Origin of the sequence: Sulfitobacter rhodophyticola, assembly GCF_041281685.2 — a bacterium.
GTDB lineage: Bacteria > Pseudomonadota > Alphaproteobacteria > Rhodobacterales > Rhodobacteraceae > Sulfitobacter.
Genome location: NZ_CP166251.2, coordinates 1,748,399 through 1,762,969, shown reverse-complemented (window position 1 = coordinate 1,762,969; position 14,571 = coordinate 1,748,399). Strand labels below are relative to the sequence as shown.

At 61.8% G+C, this 14,571-nt stretch carries 15 protein-coding genes; 7 read left to right on the top strand and 8 right to left on the bottom strand.

Annotated features, from left to right (window positions below):
• Positions 1-69: 69 nt before the first annotated feature.
• A complete protein-coding gene (gene dapA, locus AB4X18_RS09690) occupies positions 70-945 on the bottom strand; it encodes a 4-hydroxy-tetrahydrodipicolinate synthase (protein WP_370399885.1) in 876 nt (291 codons plus the stop codon).
• A 123-nt stretch (positions 946-1,068) separates the two neighbouring features.
• Here dapA and AB4X18_RS09685 point away from each other — a divergent pair, with 123 nt between their 5' ends.
• Positions 1,069-3,042, top strand: coding sequence for a lytic transglycosylase domain-containing protein (locus AB4X18_RS09685; RefSeq protein WP_370399884.1), 1,974 nt, complete (start codon positions 1,069-1,071; stop codon positions 3,040-3,042).
• Here the strand turns inward: AB4X18_RS09685 and AB4X18_RS09680 are convergent.
• Positions 2,998-3,876 carry a DMT family transporter gene (locus tag AB4X18_RS09680; RefSeq protein ID WP_370399883.1) on the bottom strand — a complete coding sequence of 293 codons (879 nt, stop codon included), beginning with the start codon at positions 3,874-3,876 and terminating at the stop codon, positions 2,998-3,000. The genes AB4X18_RS09685 and AB4X18_RS09680 overlap by 45 nt on opposite strands.
• The gene (gene mnmD, locus AB4X18_RS09675; RefSeq protein ID WP_370399882.1) at positions 3,873-4,547 is read right to left on the bottom strand and encodes a tRNA (5-methylaminomethyl-2-thiouridine)(34)-methyltransferase MnmD; all 675 of its coding nucleotides are present in this window, start codon (positions 4,545-4,547) and stop codon (positions 3,873-3,875) included. Before mnmD ends, AB4X18_RS09680 begins: the two co-directional genes overlap by 4 nt.
• Before the next feature lie 55 nt (positions 4,548-4,602).
• On the opposite strand from mnmD, the gene AB4X18_RS09670 reads away from it, so the two are divergent.
• Positions 4,603-5,634 carry an NAD(P)/FAD-dependent oxidoreductase gene (locus AB4X18_RS09670; RefSeq protein WP_370399881.1) on the top strand — a complete coding sequence of 344 codons (1,032 nt, stop codon included), beginning with the start codon at positions 4,603-4,605 and terminating at the stop codon, positions 5,632-5,634.
• On the opposite strand, the gene AB4X18_RS09665 is transcribed toward AB4X18_RS09670, so the two are convergent.
• A complete protein-coding gene (locus AB4X18_RS09665; RefSeq protein ID WP_432817414.1) occupies positions 5,631-6,437 on the bottom strand; it encodes an FAS1-like dehydratase domain-containing protein in 807 nt (268 codons plus the stop codon). The genes AB4X18_RS09670 and AB4X18_RS09665 overlap by 4 nt on opposite strands.
• 27 nt (positions 6,438-6,464) lie before the next feature.
• Here AB4X18_RS09665 and AB4X18_RS09660 point away from each other — a divergent pair, with 27 nt between their 5' ends.
• On the top strand, positions 6,465-6,875 hold the full coding sequence (locus AB4X18_RS09660; protein WP_370399879.1) for a VOC family protein: 411 nt from the start codon (positions 6,465-6,467) through the stop codon (positions 6,873-6,875).
• Here the strand turns inward: AB4X18_RS09660 and AB4X18_RS09655 are convergent.
• The 3 genes from AB4X18_RS09655 to AB4X18_RS09645 form a co-directional block, all read right to left on the bottom strand.
• A complete protein-coding gene (locus AB4X18_RS09655) occupies positions 6,872-7,408 on the bottom strand; it encodes an NADPH-dependent FMN reductase (RefSeq protein WP_370399878.1) in 537 nt (178 codons plus the stop codon). The two genes, AB4X18_RS09660 and AB4X18_RS09655, sit on opposite strands and share 4 nt — an antisense overlap.
• Positions 7,409-7,524: 116 nt before the next feature.
• On the bottom strand, positions 7,525-8,196 hold the full coding sequence (locus AB4X18_RS09650) for an OmpA family protein (protein ID WP_370399877.1): 672 nt from the start codon (positions 8,194-8,196) through the stop codon (positions 7,525-7,527).
• Positions 8,197-8,419: 223 nt separating this feature from the next.
• On the bottom strand, positions 8,420-9,289 hold the full coding sequence (locus AB4X18_RS09645; RefSeq protein ID WP_370399876.1) for a methylated-DNA--[protein]-cysteine S-methyltransferase: 870 nt from the start codon (positions 9,287-9,289) through the stop codon (positions 8,420-8,422).
• A gap of 281 nt (positions 9,290-9,570) precedes the next feature.
• Here AB4X18_RS09645 and nth point away from each other — a divergent pair, with 281 nt between their 5' ends.
• Genes nth through AB4X18_RS09630 form a run of 3 tightly spaced genes read left to right on the top strand, consistent with a single transcriptional unit; the run spans position 9,571 to position 11,807 of the window.
• The gene (gene nth, locus AB4X18_RS09640; protein WP_370399875.1) at positions 9,571-10,215 is read left to right on the top strand and encodes an endonuclease III; all 645 of its coding nucleotides are present in this window, start codon (positions 9,571-9,573) and stop codon (positions 10,213-10,215) included.
• On the top strand, positions 10,212-11,201 hold the full coding sequence (locus AB4X18_RS09635) for an adenosine kinase (protein WP_370399874.1): 990 nt from the start codon (positions 10,212-10,214) through the stop codon (positions 11,199-11,201). Before nth ends, AB4X18_RS09635 begins: the two co-directional genes overlap by 4 nt.
• Before the next feature lie 3 nt (positions 11,202-11,204).
• Positions 11,205-11,807 (top strand): GNAT family N-acetyltransferase, encoded by a 603-nt coding sequence (locus AB4X18_RS09630; protein ID WP_370399873.1) that lies wholly within the window; start codon positions 11,205-11,207, stop codon positions 11,805-11,807.
• A gap of 39 nt (positions 11,808-11,846) precedes the next feature.
• Here AB4X18_RS09630 and AB4X18_RS09625 read toward each other — a convergent pair whose 3' ends face one another.
• A complete protein-coding gene (locus AB4X18_RS09625; protein WP_370399872.1) occupies positions 11,847-12,332 on the bottom strand; it encodes an RNA pyrophosphohydrolase in 486 nt (161 codons plus the stop codon).
• A 186-nt stretch (positions 12,333-12,518) separates the two neighbouring features.
• Between AB4X18_RS09625 and AB4X18_RS09620 the strand changes: the two genes are divergently transcribed.
• Complete coding sequence (locus AB4X18_RS09620) at positions 12,519-14,546, top strand: FAD-dependent oxidoreductase (protein ID WP_370399871.1); 2,028 nt, start codon at positions 12,519-12,521, stop codon at positions 14,544-14,546.
• Positions 14,547-14,571: the final 25 nt, after the last annotated feature.

The window sequence follows — 14,571 nt, the reverse complement described above, 5'->3', positions numbered from 1 at the left end:
CTCCGGTTGGGTGGATGCGCGTAAGGTGGGGCGAACCCCACCCTACTTCAAGCCGAAAACCGGAATTGACTAATTCAAAAGACCCGCGTGGCGCAGGCCATTGTCGACCAGTGCCTTGGTGGCATCCGACAGCCCCGTCAACGGCAGGCGCACTTCATCGGAACACAGATCAAGGCGCGACATCGCGTATTTGACGCCGACCAAGCCGGGTTCGGTAAAGATCGCACGGTGCAGCGGCATCAGCCGGTCCTGAATCTCCAGCGCGGCGGCGTAATCGCCAGCTGCGCAATGCGCCTGCATCTGGCTCAGCATCTTGGGCGCCACGTTGGCGGTCACGGAAATACATCCCACACCGCCCTGCGCGTTGAAACCATGCGCCGTGGGGTCTTCGCCTGACAGCTGGATGAAATCCTTGCCGCAGGTGATGCGTTGCGCGCTGACCCGGCTCAGGTCCGCCGTGGCGTCCTTGACGCCAACGATGCGGGGCAGCTTTGCCAGCTCCCCCATGGTTTCCGGTGTCATGTCGATCACGGACCGGGGCGGAATGTTGTAGATGATGATCGGCAAATCGCAGGCATCATGCACGGCGGTGAAATGCGCGATCAGCCCGCGCTGCGTGGGCTTGTTGTAATAGGGTGTGACCACCAGGATCGCATCCGCGCCCACCGCTTCGGCGTGGCGGGCAAGGCGGATCGCCTCGACCGTGTTGTTTGAACCTGCACCGGCGATCACCGGCACCCGGCCCGCGGCGGCCTTTACGACCTCCTCAACCACGGTTTCATGTTCACGGTGGGTCAGCGTGGGCGATTCGCCGGTGGTGCCTACGGGAACGAACCCATTCGTGCCTTCGCCGATGTGCCACTCCACCAGTTTTTTCAGCGTCTCCAGATCCAGCTCGCCGCCCTGAAACGGCGTGACGAGTGCAGGCATAGAACCCTTGAACATGTGCACGCTCCCTTGTGTGCTGGCCGACAGGATGTCGGACTGTGAGACGCCTTGCGCAGAAGTGAATTGAAACCCCCCTGCTGCGCCGTATGTTGAGAGGCTGTAGCCTTTGAGGGATGGGAAATGCAAGCGATCACACGGATTCTGACCGGCCTGGTCGTGGTTTTTGCGCTGGCCCTGCCTGCACATGCTGAACGGCCGCGCCCTCTTAGCTGGGCGATGGATGCGATGCGCGCGGGCAATTGGGAAAGTGCGGCCCGCATCGCCGAACGGGACGGGCCGGTTGCGGCGGACGTGATCGAATGGCACCGCCTGCGCGCCGGGCGCGGGACCTTCGCCGATGTGCGTGCATTCCTTGATCGTCGCCAGGACTGGCCCGGTGAAGCCTATCTGCGCAAACAGGCCGAAGAACTGGTTCTGCGACAAAGCGATACCGATATCCTTGCCTTCTTTGCCCAAATGGGGCCGCAGACGCCGCGGGGCGTTCTGGCCCACGCTGCTGCCCTGACCCGCGCCGGACAGGAAGGTGAGGCGCAGGCAAATGTCGTGCTTCATTGGCGGACCAAGCCCATGGACGCGACCATGCAGGCGCTGTTTCTGGCCGAGCATGAAGCATTGCTGAAACCCCACCACAGCGCACGGCTTGATGCCATGCTGTGGGAACGCGCGCATACGGCCGCGCGGCAGATGTTCGATCTGGTGGACAAGGATGACATTCTGCTGGCCGAAACCCGCATCGCGCTGCAACGCCGCAAGGGTGATGTGAACAAACTGATCGACACCCTGCCAGCGACCAAGGCCGCAAACCCCGGCCTGCAACACGACCGGTTTGAATGGCGCATCGCAAAGAACCTCGTGGATGACGCCAAGGCGCTTTTACTTGATCGCTCCATCTCCGCTGATGCGCTGGGGCGGCCGGAAGCGTGGGCAAATCGGCGTCGCAGTCTGGCGCGCGGTGAAATGCGGTCAGGCAACAAGAAACGCGCGTATCAGATCGCATCACAGCACTTCCTGGCAAGCGGTTCGAACTATGCGGATCTGGAATGGTTGTCCGGCTACATCGCGCTGCGGTTTCTGAAAGATCCGAAGGCCGCCTATCAGCACTTTCTGAACCACGACAGCGCGGTGCAATCTCCGATCTCCCAGGGGCGCGCCGGATACTGGCAGGGCCGCGCGCTTGAGGCGATGGGGCTGGAAGAAGACGCCGCTAAGGCCTACGCGATGGGGGCAGAATACCAGACATCGTTTTACGGTCTCTTGGCTGCCGAACGAGCGGGTGTGGCTTTTGACGCGACCCTTGCCGGGTCAGTTCCTGAAGAGGATTGGCGCTTCTCACCCGTCGGCAAGGCGCCCCTTTTCGAAGCCGGAATGCTGTTGCAGGCCTCGGGCGAATTGTCCCTGGCAGAACGGTTCTGGACCCATCTGGCGGAGCAATTGGTGACAGATGATCTGGCCTTGCTGGGACAGGCCGCCATTGATGTGGGCCAGCCGCATCTGGCCGTGATGATCGGCAAGCGTGCCGCACGCCGGGGCCTCACGGTCGCCGCGCCCTATTATGCGCTGCACCCGCTGGCCGAAGCCGACCTGCCCATGGCGCCCGAGATGAACCTGGCCATTGCGCGTCGGGAAAGCGAATTCGACCCGGTGGTGCGCAGCGGGGCAGGCGCGCTGGGGTTGATGCAGTTGATGCCCGGCACCGCGCGGGACATGGCCAGCAATCTGGGTGTGCGCGCCTTGCATACCAACGCGCGATTGACCGCTGATCCGGAATATAATGCGCAACTGGGCGCGCAGTACCTGTCCCTGATGGCCGATCGGTTCGACGGCAACGTGTCGATGATGGCGGCGGCCTACAACGCCGGGCCCAGCCGCCCGATCCGCTGGATGGAGCTTTACGGTGATCCGCGCGCGGGCGACATCGACATTGTCGACTGGATCGAGATGATCCCGTTTCGCGAGACCCAGAACTATGTCATGCGGGTGACGGAAAGCCTGCCGGTCTACCGCGCACGGCTGGGCAAGGACCCGTTGCCGATCCCGTTCTCCCAAGAACTAGTCGGCGACACGCTGAAGGCGTTCGCGCCAAAAGGTGAATAGGCCCGCCGCCACGATCAGGCCTGCGCCAATTGCCACATTTGTCTGAATCGTCTCGCCAAAGATGCTGATCCCGATGATGGCGGCAAAGACCAGCTGCAGATAGGCAAAGGGCTGCACTGCGCTGGCCTCTGCCACCTCGTAACACCGGATCAGCAACCAATGCCCCGTGACACCCGTCACACAAAGGCATCCCATGTAAATCCAATCCGCCGCGATCATCGGCTCCCAGAACCACAGGCCCGTCGCGGTCATCGCAACCGCCCCCATGGTGCCGGTCCAGAAAAAGCTGGTTGCGGTGGTGTCCTGCCGGGCAACGAACCGCGTCAGCAGGCCGTAGACCGCGAACATCGCCGCAGCCAGCAACGGGATCGCGGCGGCGGGATCAAAAACGGCAAACCCCGGTTGCAGGATCACCAGAACGCCGATGAACCCGACCCCGATGGCCGCCCAGCGCCGCCAGCCGACCTGTTCACCCAGCACAGGCCCCGACAGCGCGGCCACCAGCAAAGGATAGCAGGTAAAGACCGCATGACTTTCGACCAACCCCAAAAGGGTGAAGGCCGCGACCATGACACAGATCTCCGCCGCAAGCAGCAACCCGCGCGTGGCCTGCAAGATCGGTTGTCTGGTCCGGGCGGCGGCGCGGATGCCCCCCGCGTGACGGCGGGCGAGGGCAATGACAAAGGCTGCAAAGAACCAATAGCGGATCATCACCACCATCAGCACATTGTATTCCGCTGCCAGATGTCTGGACAAACCGTCCTGAACCGCGAAAATGAAGGTCGTCAACACCATCAGGACGATGCCGAGCGGGATGTTCGATTGCTGGTTCACGCGGCAAGGACCGCCTGTGTCATGTGGCGCTTGCGGCCATAACCCGGCACCCTTTGAACGGTGAAACCGGCCGCGGCCAGACCACGGCGCACCTCCCCCGCGGCGGTATAGGTGGCGGCGGTCCCGTTGGGCTGGGTGTGCGCGGCAACGCCAGCCATCAATGCGGGCGACCACATTTCAGGGTTCCTTGCCGGTGCGAAGCCGTCCAGAAACCACGCATCCGCCTTTGCGCCCCACAGGGGCAACATATCACGCGCATCCCCGATGATAATCTCCGCATCCAGTCCCGGCAAAGCGAATTGCCCGCCCGTCGGCGTCCAGCTTTCACACAGCATATCCCGTCGCCCTCCAAAAGAAGGGAAGGCCCGGTGCGCACGAGCCATGTCGGATTGGGTCAGGGGAAAGGCCTCGAATGAGGTGAAGCGCAAGGGCCCCTTGTGTCCTGCCCGCATCCACGCATCCCACGCCACCAGCATGTTCAGACCCGTACCGAACCCCAGCTCCGCGATGTGAAACCCTGCAGTAAAACGCGCCGGCAGATCATTGCCCCGCAAAAAGACATGCCCGGTCTCCGCCACGCCATCATCGAGGCTGAAATACGGATCGTCGAACCGGGTGGAGACAGGCACATCACCCCCGCGCCATTCGATCTGTTCTGTCTGGTCCTGCACCGGCGCACCTTGTAGGGAAGTGCGCGTAAAGTGCGCAAATGGGGGGCGCTTGGCAATGGTCGAAATCACGGTGCGCGGGGCGGGAATATTTGGGCTTTCAGTCGCCTGGGCCTGCGTACGGCGCGGCGCGCGCGTGCAAGTCGTCGACCCCCACGGCCCCGCCGCAGGAAGCAGCGGCGGGCTGGTCGGCGCGCTTGCCCCCCATGTGCCGGAGAACTGGAACGCCAAGAAAGCCTTTCAGCTTGAAAGCCTGCTGATGGCAGCACGTTTCTGGGAGGAGGTCGAAGGGGCGGGCGGCGGCCTGTCCGGCTACAAGCGCAGCGGGCGGCTGCAACCCATCGCGGATGAAGCAGGCCTGTCATTGGCATTGGGCCGGTCGGAAACCGCGAAGGATCTGTGGCAAGACCATGCAACTTGGGAAGTGACGCCCGCTCCAAAGACCACTTGGGTGCCAAACTCCCCTTCCGGCTTGGTGATCCGCGATACGCTAAGCGCCTTGATCCATCCCCGACACGCCTGTGACGCGCTCGTGCGGGCCTTGGCGGTGCGGGGCGTGACCGTGACATCAGACGCCCCGGACCGGGGCAGAACCCTATGGGCAACCGGGGTGGCAGGGTTGGAGGAAATGACGGCGGCGCATCACCGCAGCATCGGCAACGGTGTGAAGGGGCAGGCAGCGCTGCTGCAACATGATGCGCGCGGCGCACCACAGATTTTTGCAGGCGGTGTGCACATCATACCGCATCTGGACGGGACCGTCGGCGTCGGCTCCACGTCCGAACGGGAATATGACGCACCTGACACCACCGATGCGCTGCTTGATGAGGTGATTGCGCAGGCGCATGCAGCCGTGCCCGCATTGAAGGAGGCGCCGGTCATCACGCGCTGGGCAGGGGTGCGTCCGCGGTCCCGCAGCCGGGCCCCGATGCTGGGCGCATGGCCTGACCGTCAGGATCACTTCATCGCCAACGGCGGCTTCAAGATCGGCTTTGGCATGGCCCCGAAGGTGGCAGAGGTCATGGCCGATCTGATGCTGGAGGGCAAAGACGCCATCCCTGACGGTTTCAGGGTGGAAGACAACCTCTAGTTGACTTCTGCCTCGGCCGTCATGCACAGCCGCGCGTCCGGCCCCTCCACCCACAGATCGGTGCCGTGCTGACACAGCACTGCGGCTTCATGATGCATCAAAGGCGCAGTGGCCCGAAACCTGAAGGCGTTGAGCGGGCCAAGGTTCTCCGTCGCCAACACCATCAGCAATTGCGCCAGCAGCGGACCATGCACCACAAGGCCATCGTACCCTTCGACGTCGCGTGCATAGGCTTCGTCATAATGAATGCGATGACCGTTGAAAGTCAGCGCGGAGTAACGGAACAGCAGTGTCTGGTTGAACCGCACGTCCTGACGGTGCGCCCCCTTGCGGGTGACTGTCGGCGCGATGGGTCGCGGTGCCTGCGGGTCGGGGTCTTCGCGATAAACGAGGTCTTGATGTTCCACCACACAAAGTGTTTCGCCCTGCCGGACGTCGTGCCGCAACGTGACAAAGGCCAATGGCCCCGTGCGTCCTTCCTTGCGGGTATGGCTTTCGCAGATGCTTGTCCGTGTCGCTGAATGGCCCGCCACAAGCGGCGCGTGAAACGTCAACCGGCCCCCTGCCCACATGCGGCGCGGCAGGCCCAGATCAGGGATCAGACCGCCCACCTTGGGATGCCCATCCCGACCAAGCCCGTCAGGGGGTTGAGGAGACCAGAAATAGAGCTGATGAAAGAACGGCGGCAGCGGATCGCCGGCCTTCAGAACCGGGTCGCGCCCAAGGCTGACCAGCAAGGCATTGGCGCGTGCCACATCCAGCGGATCGCTTTGACACTCTGTCCGGGGGGCCGCATCATCCATGCCCACGAGATACCGGAGGATCGACCGATGCCGCAAGACACAACAAACATCGCGGTGCATGCGTTGGACCATCTGGTGCTGACCGTAAAGGATATTCCGACGACCGTGCAATTCTATCAAGACGTTCTGGGCATGCAGGCTGAGAGTTTCATCACGGCAGCCGGTGAGGTGCGTCAGGCCCTTCGGTTTGGACAGGCCAAGATCAACCTGCATCAAAAGGGTCAGGAGTTTGAACCCAAGGCAGCATCGCCCATGCCCGGCAGCGCTGATCTGTGCTTTCTGACGAACGTCCCTTTGCCCCGCTGGCAACAGAAGTTTGCCACACAGGGGATCGAGGTCGAAGAAGGCCCTGTGCCGCGCACCGGGGCGACGGGGCCGCTGATGTCACTCTACATCCGCGACCCTGACGGCAATCTGATCGAGGTCAGCACAAGCTAGATCAAGCCGCGCAGCGCCTGCATAAGCTCGGTCAGTTCCTTGACATATATCTCGCCCGTCAATCGCCCGTTTTCATCGAAACCGTCCCGGCTCCCCGCAAGGTGAATTTCCGGTCCCTGAAGGATCACTGGACGAAAAGGCACCATGAAACCGCGCAGGATCATCTGCGCGCGTTCCCCGCCTGCGCGTCCCGCAGCCGCCGACATCACCGCGACCGGCTTGCCGTTCCAGGGCTTCACCTCCGCCCTGCTGATCCAGTCGAGCGCGTTTTTCAGCACACCAGAAGGGCCCTTGTTGTACTCGGGTGTAGAGATGATCACCGCATCCGCATCGGCGATCAGCCGGGCCGCTGTGGTGACGGCGGCAGGCACACCCGTTGCTGCTTCATCGTCACCATCATAAAGCGGAAAATTGATGTCAGCGCGGCTGTAGTCGCAATCACCGAACAGGCGCGCGGCCTCGGCAAGCAGTTTGGTGTTTGTCGCGCCGCTGCGCAGGGAGCCGGAGATGCCGACCAGTTTGGGGGTACTCATGTTGATAACGTCCAATCTTTATCTTGTTTGGACATAAGGTTGCGCGGCTTGGCCAAAAGGCAAGAAACCCCCGGCAGATACCGGAGGTTTCATTAGTTTCTTCGGTAAATTTCAGATCACGCTGCGTTTGGCAGGATGACAATGTCCACGCGGCGGTTTTGTGCCTTGCCTTCAGGTGTCAGGTTGGTCGCAACAGGCTGGCTTTCACCGCGCCCGATGGCCTGCAAGCGGCTTTGCGGAACCCCATTTGCCACCAGGATGTTGGACACGACGAACGCACGTTCTTCGCTAAGTTGCTGGTTATACGCCGCTTCGCCGTCACTGTCGGTGTGGCCAACGATCTGGAGCGTCGAATTGGCATAGACCTGCACGTTGTTGGCCAGCGCCTGCAAATCATCGCGAATGCCGGGCTGTACGGTTGTGCTGTCTGTGGCAAAGGTGATGTTTTGCGGCAGCGATACGATCAGACGGTCGCCGGTGTTGGTGATGGTCACATCGCTGTCCAACTGGCGGCGCAGGTCCGCTTCCTGACGGTCAAGCGCGTAACCCGCACCTGCACCAAGCGCGCCGCCGATGACAGCACCTTTCAATGCGCCATCGCCGCGGTCGCCATCGGAGGACGTCAATGCGCCCAGCAGGGCACCGGCGCCCGCCCCGATCAATGCGCCGTTCTTGGTTTTCTGGTTCGGATCGCCGGGCTGCGCGACAAGCTGGCCGGGTTCTGTACACGCGCTCAGCGTCAACGTGCCAGCGGTCAGGAGTGCGAGGGTAAATCTGGATGAAATCATGGCTCTGCCTTCGTGAATTGTGGCCCCGTTCGGGCGGGGCGTCTTGGTGTAGGCTTGGTATATAAGCACGCTGCGTGAAGAATCAGGGGGAAAATCGCATCGGCGATATCCCGCCTGTGCGTTTCGTGCTGTTTCTGCGCGTCACCGCGTCGGCAGGTGAGTCACGAAGTGATGTTTTGGACAGATGAAGCGTAAGGCGCGCCGTTCCCCAATTCCGCTGCCTTCACGCTTCGGCGCGGGCGGCTTCATAGGCAAGTAAGGCGCGTTTCACCGGCAGACCCCAATGATAGCCACCCAAGGCGCCCGATTTGCGCAGCGCCCGGTGACACGGGATCAGCCAACTGACCGGATTGCGCCCCACCGCCGTGCCCACGGCGCGCACCGCCTTGGGGCTGCCGATGGCCGTCGCGATATCGGAATAGGTGGTGACTTCACCCGACGGGATGCGCAGCAGCGCCTCCCACACCTTGATCTGGAACGGCGCGCCGATAAGGTACAATGGCGCTTTTTCCTGCGCATCATCCTGCGCACCGAAGGCGATCTGCACCCAGGGGCGCAACATTTCTGCATCCTCGACAAACGTCGCCTCCGGCCAGCGGTCCTTCAGGTCCTGCATTGCTGCCGCTTCCCCCATCTCGGCGGCCAGCGCCAATCCGCAGATGCCCTTTTCGGTGCCCATCACCAGCGCAGGACCGAACGGGCTTTCGAACCTGCCCCAACAGATCGTCAGGCCCGCACCCTTTTGCGCAAAAGTACCGGGGCTCATCGCTTCCCACCGCAGGAACAGATCATGAAGGCGGCCCGTGCCGGACAAGCCGACCTCATGCGCCGCCTCAAGCGTGGTCGCGTGGTTCTGCAGCATCTCCTTGGCCTGCCCCAACATCAGATACTGCTGATACCGCTTGGGAGACACGCCAACCCAGCGTGAAAACAATCGCTGGAAATGGGCGGGCGACATGTCCATCTGCCGGGCGACGTCATCCAGCGCAAGCGGGTCTTCGGCCCGGTCCAGAAGGTCGATGGCGCGGCGCATGACGGCATAGTGATAACCGCCGTCTGAAGTGGGGTCGGGAATGGGTGTGTGATCTGTCATGCTGCCAATCTAGGCGGCGGCACGACATCGCGCGACCCGAAACTTGCGCCTTCTTGCCGGGCGGCTGCTGCGGGGCGTCGATACGAGGACAAGCGCAGACTTTCAGGCTTGGCAATCACAGCAGACGGAGCCGCCGCCACGGGGGGCGGCGGGATGAGGGTTTTCCACCCTCATACTCCCGAGGTTTCTTGAACCATTTGGAAGGGGTCAGGGGTGCGCCGCTGTCGGGGCAGACGGCGGAGGGTCTTGCCCCCTGTCGCCAAGTTGCGCATACCCACGCCATGGCAAAACAGCTCGACTATCATACCATCCGCGAGATTTTCACCCGCTTTCATGCCGCCGACCCCGAACCCAAGGGGGAATTGGAGCATGTGAACGTCTATACCCTTGTGGTTGCTGTCGCGCTCAGCGCTCAGGCGACGGACGCAGGCGTGAACAAGGCGACGCGGGCGTTGTTTCAGGTGGCGGATACGCCACAAAAGATGCTCGACCTCGGCGTTGACGGGCTGATTGAGCATATCAAGACCATCGGACTTTACCGCCAGAAGGCCAAGAACGTCATGAAGCTCAGCCAGATTCTGGTCGATGAGTATGACGGCGTCGTGCCCAATTCGCGCGCGGCGCTGCAATCCCTGCCCGGCGTCGGGCGCAAGACGGCGAACGTGGTGCTGAACATGTGGTGGCACCAGCCTGCGCAAGCGGTGGATACGCATATCTTTCGCGTTGGCAACCGCACGGGGATCGCGCCCGGAAAGACCGTCGATGCCGTGGAGCGCGCGATTGAAGATAATATCCCGGCGGATTTCCAACTGCACGCGCATCACTGGCTGATCCTGCACGGCCGCTATCACTGCAAGGCGCGCAAACCCCTGTGCAGGACCTGCATCATCAAAGATCTCTGCCCTTTTGAGGATAAGACCGAATGAAGACCTATGACCTGGTGGGCATCGGCAACGCTGTTGTCGATGTGATCACCCAATGCGACGACAGCTTTCTTGACCTGATGGGGATCGAGAAAGGGATCATGCAACTGATCGAACAGGACCGGGGCGAGACGCTCTATGCCGCGATGAACGACCGCACACAGACCCCCGGCGGGGCGGTGGCGAATACCATTGCGGGCGCAGGTGCGTTGGGCATGGAAGCGGCCTTTATCGGACGCGTGCGCGACGACGCACTGGGGCGTTTTTATGCCGACGCGATGACCGATCACGGCATCGGCTTTCCCAACCCACCTGTGGCACAGGCTGATGTGCCCACCTCGCGCAGCATGATTTTTGTCACGCCCGATGGGGAACGGTCGATGAACACCTATCTGGGTGTCTCAACCGGGTTGAGTTCGCAAGACGTGCCGCAGGATGTCGCATCACGCGCCAAACTGATGTTTCTCGAAGGGTATCTTTTTGATCAGGACGCGGGCAAAACCGCGTTCCGCGAAGCGGCAAGGGCGGCCACCGCTGGCGGTGGTATGGCGGGCATCGCCATTTCCGATCCCTTTTGCGTCGAACGGCACCGCGACGATTTCCTGTCGCTGATCAAGAACGACCTTGGATTTGTCATCGGGAACGAGGCCGAAGTCAGATCGCTTTATGAGACCGACGATCTGGAACACGCGCTTTCCAAAACCGCGGACATCTGCCCGATTGTCGTCTGCACCCGCTCTGGGGACGGTGTGACGCTGATCCGCGACGGCGAACGGGTCGAAGTGGCGGTCAGCAAGGTCACCCCGGTGGATGCAACCGGCGCTGGCGACCAATTCGCCGCCGGGTTCCTGTTCGGTCTGTCACATGGCGCTGATCTTGAGACCTGTGGCCGCATGGGCAATCTATGCGCAGGTGAGGTAATCAGCCACATCGGCCCGCGCCCGCAACGCGATATGCGCGCCGCGTTCCAGGCAGAAGGGTTGATCTGAGCCATGCTGGAAGATGGTGCCCACGACGTGCCGAAAGGCAAGGTTGCGGCGATTGTCACCCATCTTGAAATGACGACGCGGGCCGCAACCCAAGGCAGGCCCCTGCCGTCCGGCATCACCTTTGAGCCCATGGCACCCGATCTTGCGTGGTACCGTGATATCTTTGATCGCGTGGGTCGCCCGTGGATGTGGTTTGGCAGGCGGCTTTTGTCGGATGATACGCTGATGGATGTTATCAGTGACCCCAAAGTCGCACTTTATACGCTGCGCAGGGAGGGCCGGGACGAGGCCCTGCTGGAACTGGATTTCCGGCAGGTCGGTGAATGCGAGCTTGCCTATTTCGGACTGACGCCCGCCTTGATCGGCACGGGGGCCGGGCGGTTCCTGATGGATCAGGCCATTGGGCTGGCCTGGGCGCAGGACATCAGGCGATTCCACGTGCACACCTGCAACTTCGACAGTCAGGATGCGCTGGCCTTCTACATCCGCAGTGGCTTCACACCCTACAAACAACAGGTCGAGATCGAAGATGATCCCCGCCTGTCGGGCCTGTTGCCCCGTGATGTAGGGCCGCATATTGCAATGCTGGAAGGGTCAGCTTCCTAACACAACTTTAACGGGTTACCCATGGGTAACCCGGTCTGCTCAACCAAGCCTGTCCGCAAAAGCCTTGAGCACACCTTCGTAGACGCTGCGTTTGAACGGCACGATGTTCTCCACCAGTTCGTTCACGGGCATCCAGCACCAGGTCGAAAACTCCTGATGCTCCGTCTCGATATTTACCTCGTCATCCGTTCCCTGATACCGCAGCAGGAACCATTTCTGCTCCTGTCCGCGAAAGCGGCCCTTCCAGAGCTTTGCAACCAGATCATGCGGCAGGTCATAGGGCAGCCATTCCTCCGTCTCTGCCACGACCTCTACCATATCGGGGCTGATGCCGGTCTCTTCTCCCAACTCGCGCAAGGCCGCTTCGACAGGTGTTTCACCCGGATCAACGCCGCCCTGTGGCATCTGCCAGGCGTCATAGTTGCGATCAATGCGCTGCCCGACAAAAACGTGCCCCTCTGCGTTCAGCACCATCAGACCCACGCAGCGGCGGTACGGCAGTTTGGCGATCTCTTCCGGGGTCATGGCGCATCTCCTTCGCTCGATCTTGCGTCGCCTAGCATGAAAGACCCACGCTCAAAAGGTGGCGGATGCAGGTTGCGGTTTTATCTGGGGTTTGAAGCCCGCGTGACGCGGCGTTTTGCGTGACTTAGGATAAGACCTGCGGTCATGTCGCGCAAACCCCATCCGGCAGACGAAGGAACCTGATCCATGTCCACCTACCCCCATATGCTTGCCCCCCTTGATCTGGGCTTCACCACCCTGAAGAACCGCGTGTTGATGGGGTCGATGCACACCGGGTTGGAGGAAACGCAGGACTGGAACCGGGTCGCGGAGTTTTATGCCACCCGTGCGCGCGGCGAAGTCGGATTGATGGTAACCGGCGGCATCGGGCCGAACCCGGAAGGGTCGGTTGCACATGGTGCGGCGATGATGGTCAGCGATGAGGATGTGAAGAACCATTCGGTGATCACAAACCGTGTGCACGAGGCGGGCGGCAAGATCGCCATGCAGATCCTGCACGCGGGCCGCTATGCGTTTTCGCCTGAGTGCGTGGCACCGTCGGCCATCAAATCCCCCATCTCCATGTTCGCACCGAAGGAATTGGACGAGGAAGGGATTGAAAAGCAGATCGCGGATATCGCGGCCTGCGCGGGTCGGGCCAAGGCAGCGGGCTATGACGGGGTGGAGGTGATGGGGTCGGAAGGGTACTTCATCAACCAGTTCCTTGTCACCCACACCAACAAGCGCACCGACCGCTGGGGCGGGTCGTATGAAAACCGGATGCGCCTGCCGATCGAGATCGTCAAGCGTGTGCGGGAGACAGTGGGCCAGGATTTCATCATCATCTACCGTCTGTCGATGATCGACCTCATTCCAAACGGATCCACCTATGAAGAGGTCGCGCAACTGGCGGTGGAGATCGAAAAAGCGGGTGCCACGATCATCAACACCGGCATCGGCTGGCACGAGGCGCGTATTCCGACCATCGCCACATCCGTCCCGCGTGCGGCATTTGCATGGGTTACGAAAAAGCTGATGGGCAAGGTGGGCATTCCGCTGATCACCTCCAACCGGATCAACACGCCCGAGGTCGCCGAAGACGTTCTGGCCGATGGCTGCGCCGATATGGTCAGCCTTGCGCGGCCGATGCTGGCGGATGCGGATTTCGTGAAGAAGGCGATGGAGGGCAAATCCAGGCAGATCGCGCCCTGTATCGCATGCAATCAGGCCTGTCTGGATCACACGTTTGGCGGGAAGATCTCAAGCTGTCTGGTGAACCCGCGCGCCTGCTATGAAACCGAATTGAAGCTGGAACCGGTGGACACCCCCAAGACCATCGCCGTTGTCGGCGCGGGGCCTGCGGGTCTGTCCTCCGCCCTTGCGGCTGCGGAGCGGGGTCACAAGGTCACCGTCTTTGACCGCGCGTCAGAGATCGGCGGGCAGCTCAACCTGGCCAAGCAGGTCGCGGGCAAGGAGGAATTCTTTGGCTTTGTCGATTGGTATCGCACCATGGTCGATGAAATGGGCGTGACGGTGAAGTTGAACACCGAAGTGTCTGCCAATGATCTGGATGATTTTGACGAGGTGATCATTGCCACGGGTGTGGTGCCGCGTGATCCGCAGATCCCCGGTCAGAACAGCGGCAATGTCGTCAGCTATATCGACGTGCTGAACGGAACGGCGGAAGTCGGGCAGCGCGTGGCGGTGATTGGTGCGGGGGGTATTGGGTTCGATGTGTCCGAACATCTGGTGCATGACGGCGACAGCACGACACTGAACCTGCCGGAGTGGATGAAGGAATGGGGCGTGACCGACCCGGCGGAACACCGCGCGGGCCTCGCCCCCGAGGGCCCGCAGCCTCATATGCCCGCACGCGCAGTGACCATGCTGCAGCGCAAGACCTCAAAGGTGGGCAAGGGGCTGGGTAAAACCACCGGCTGGATTCACCGCGCGTCGTTGACCATGAAGCACGTCAAGATGATCGCGGGCGTGAACTATGAAAAGATCGATGCCGACGGGCTGCATATCTCCTTCGGAGAGACGCGCGAGAACCCGACGCTGATCGAAGCCGATACCATCGTGATGTGTGCTGGCCAGTTGTCCGACCGTTCACTGGCGGACGCGCTGGAAGCCAAGGGCAAGACCTGCCACGTGATCGGTGGTGCCGATGTCGCTGCCGAACTGGACGCCAAACGCGCGATTGATCAGGGCACACGTCTGGCCGCGACGCTCTGACAGGCGGGACTTGCGGCGATCTGCC

What these genes read in the sequence shown, in the direction of transcription:
- dapA (WP_370399885.1), bottom strand. Translation starts at nt 945, where the DNA reads ATGTTCAAGGGTTCTATGCCTGCACTCGTCACGCCGTTTCAGGGCGGC.
- AB4X18_RS09685 (WP_370399884.1), top strand. Translation starts at nt 1,069, where the DNA reads ATGCAAGCGATCACACGGATTCTGACCGGCCTGGTCGTGGTTTTTGCG.
- AB4X18_RS09670 (WP_370399881.1), top strand. Translation starts at nt 4,603, where the DNA reads ATGGTCGAAATCACGGTGCGCGGGGCGGGAATATTTGGGCTTTCAGTC.
- AB4X18_RS09665 (WP_432817414.1), bottom strand. Translation starts at nt 6,437, where the DNA reads ATGGATGATGCGGCCCCCCGGACAGAGTGTCAAAGCGATCCGCTGGAT.
- AB4X18_RS09660 (WP_370399879.1), top strand. Translation starts at nt 6,465, where the DNA reads ATGCCGCAAGACACAACAAACATCGCGGTGCATGCGTTGGACCATCTG.
- AB4X18_RS09655 (WP_370399878.1), bottom strand. Translation starts at nt 7,408, where the DNA reads ATGAGTACCCCCAAACTGGTCGGCATCTCCGGCTCCCTGCGCAGCGGC.
- AB4X18_RS09650 (WP_370399877.1), bottom strand. Translation starts at nt 8,196, where the DNA reads ATGATTTCATCCAGATTTACCCTCGCACTCCTGACCGCTGGCACGTTG.
- AB4X18_RS09645 (WP_370399876.1), bottom strand. Translation starts at nt 9,289, where the DNA reads ATGACAGATCACACACCCATTCCCGACCCCACTTCAGACGGCGGTTAT.
- nth (WP_370399875.1), top strand. Translation starts at nt 9,571, where the DNA reads ATGGCAAAACAGCTCGACTATCATACCATCCGCGAGATTTTCACCCGC.
- AB4X18_RS09635 (WP_370399874.1), top strand. Translation starts at nt 10,212, where the DNA reads ATGAAGACCTATGACCTGGTGGGCATCGGCAACGCTGTTGTCGATGTG.
- AB4X18_RS09630 (WP_370399873.1), top strand. Translation starts at nt 11,205, where the DNA reads ATGCTGGAAGATGGTGCCCACGACGTGCCGAAAGGCAAGGTTGCGGCG.
- AB4X18_RS09625 (WP_370399872.1), bottom strand. Translation starts at nt 12,332, where the DNA reads ATGACCCCGGAAGAGATCGCCAAACTGCCGTACCGCCGCTGCGTGGGT.
- AB4X18_RS09620 (WP_370399871.1), top strand. Translation starts at nt 12,519, where the DNA reads ATGTCCACCTACCCCCATATGCTTGCCCCCCTTGATCTGGGCTTCACC.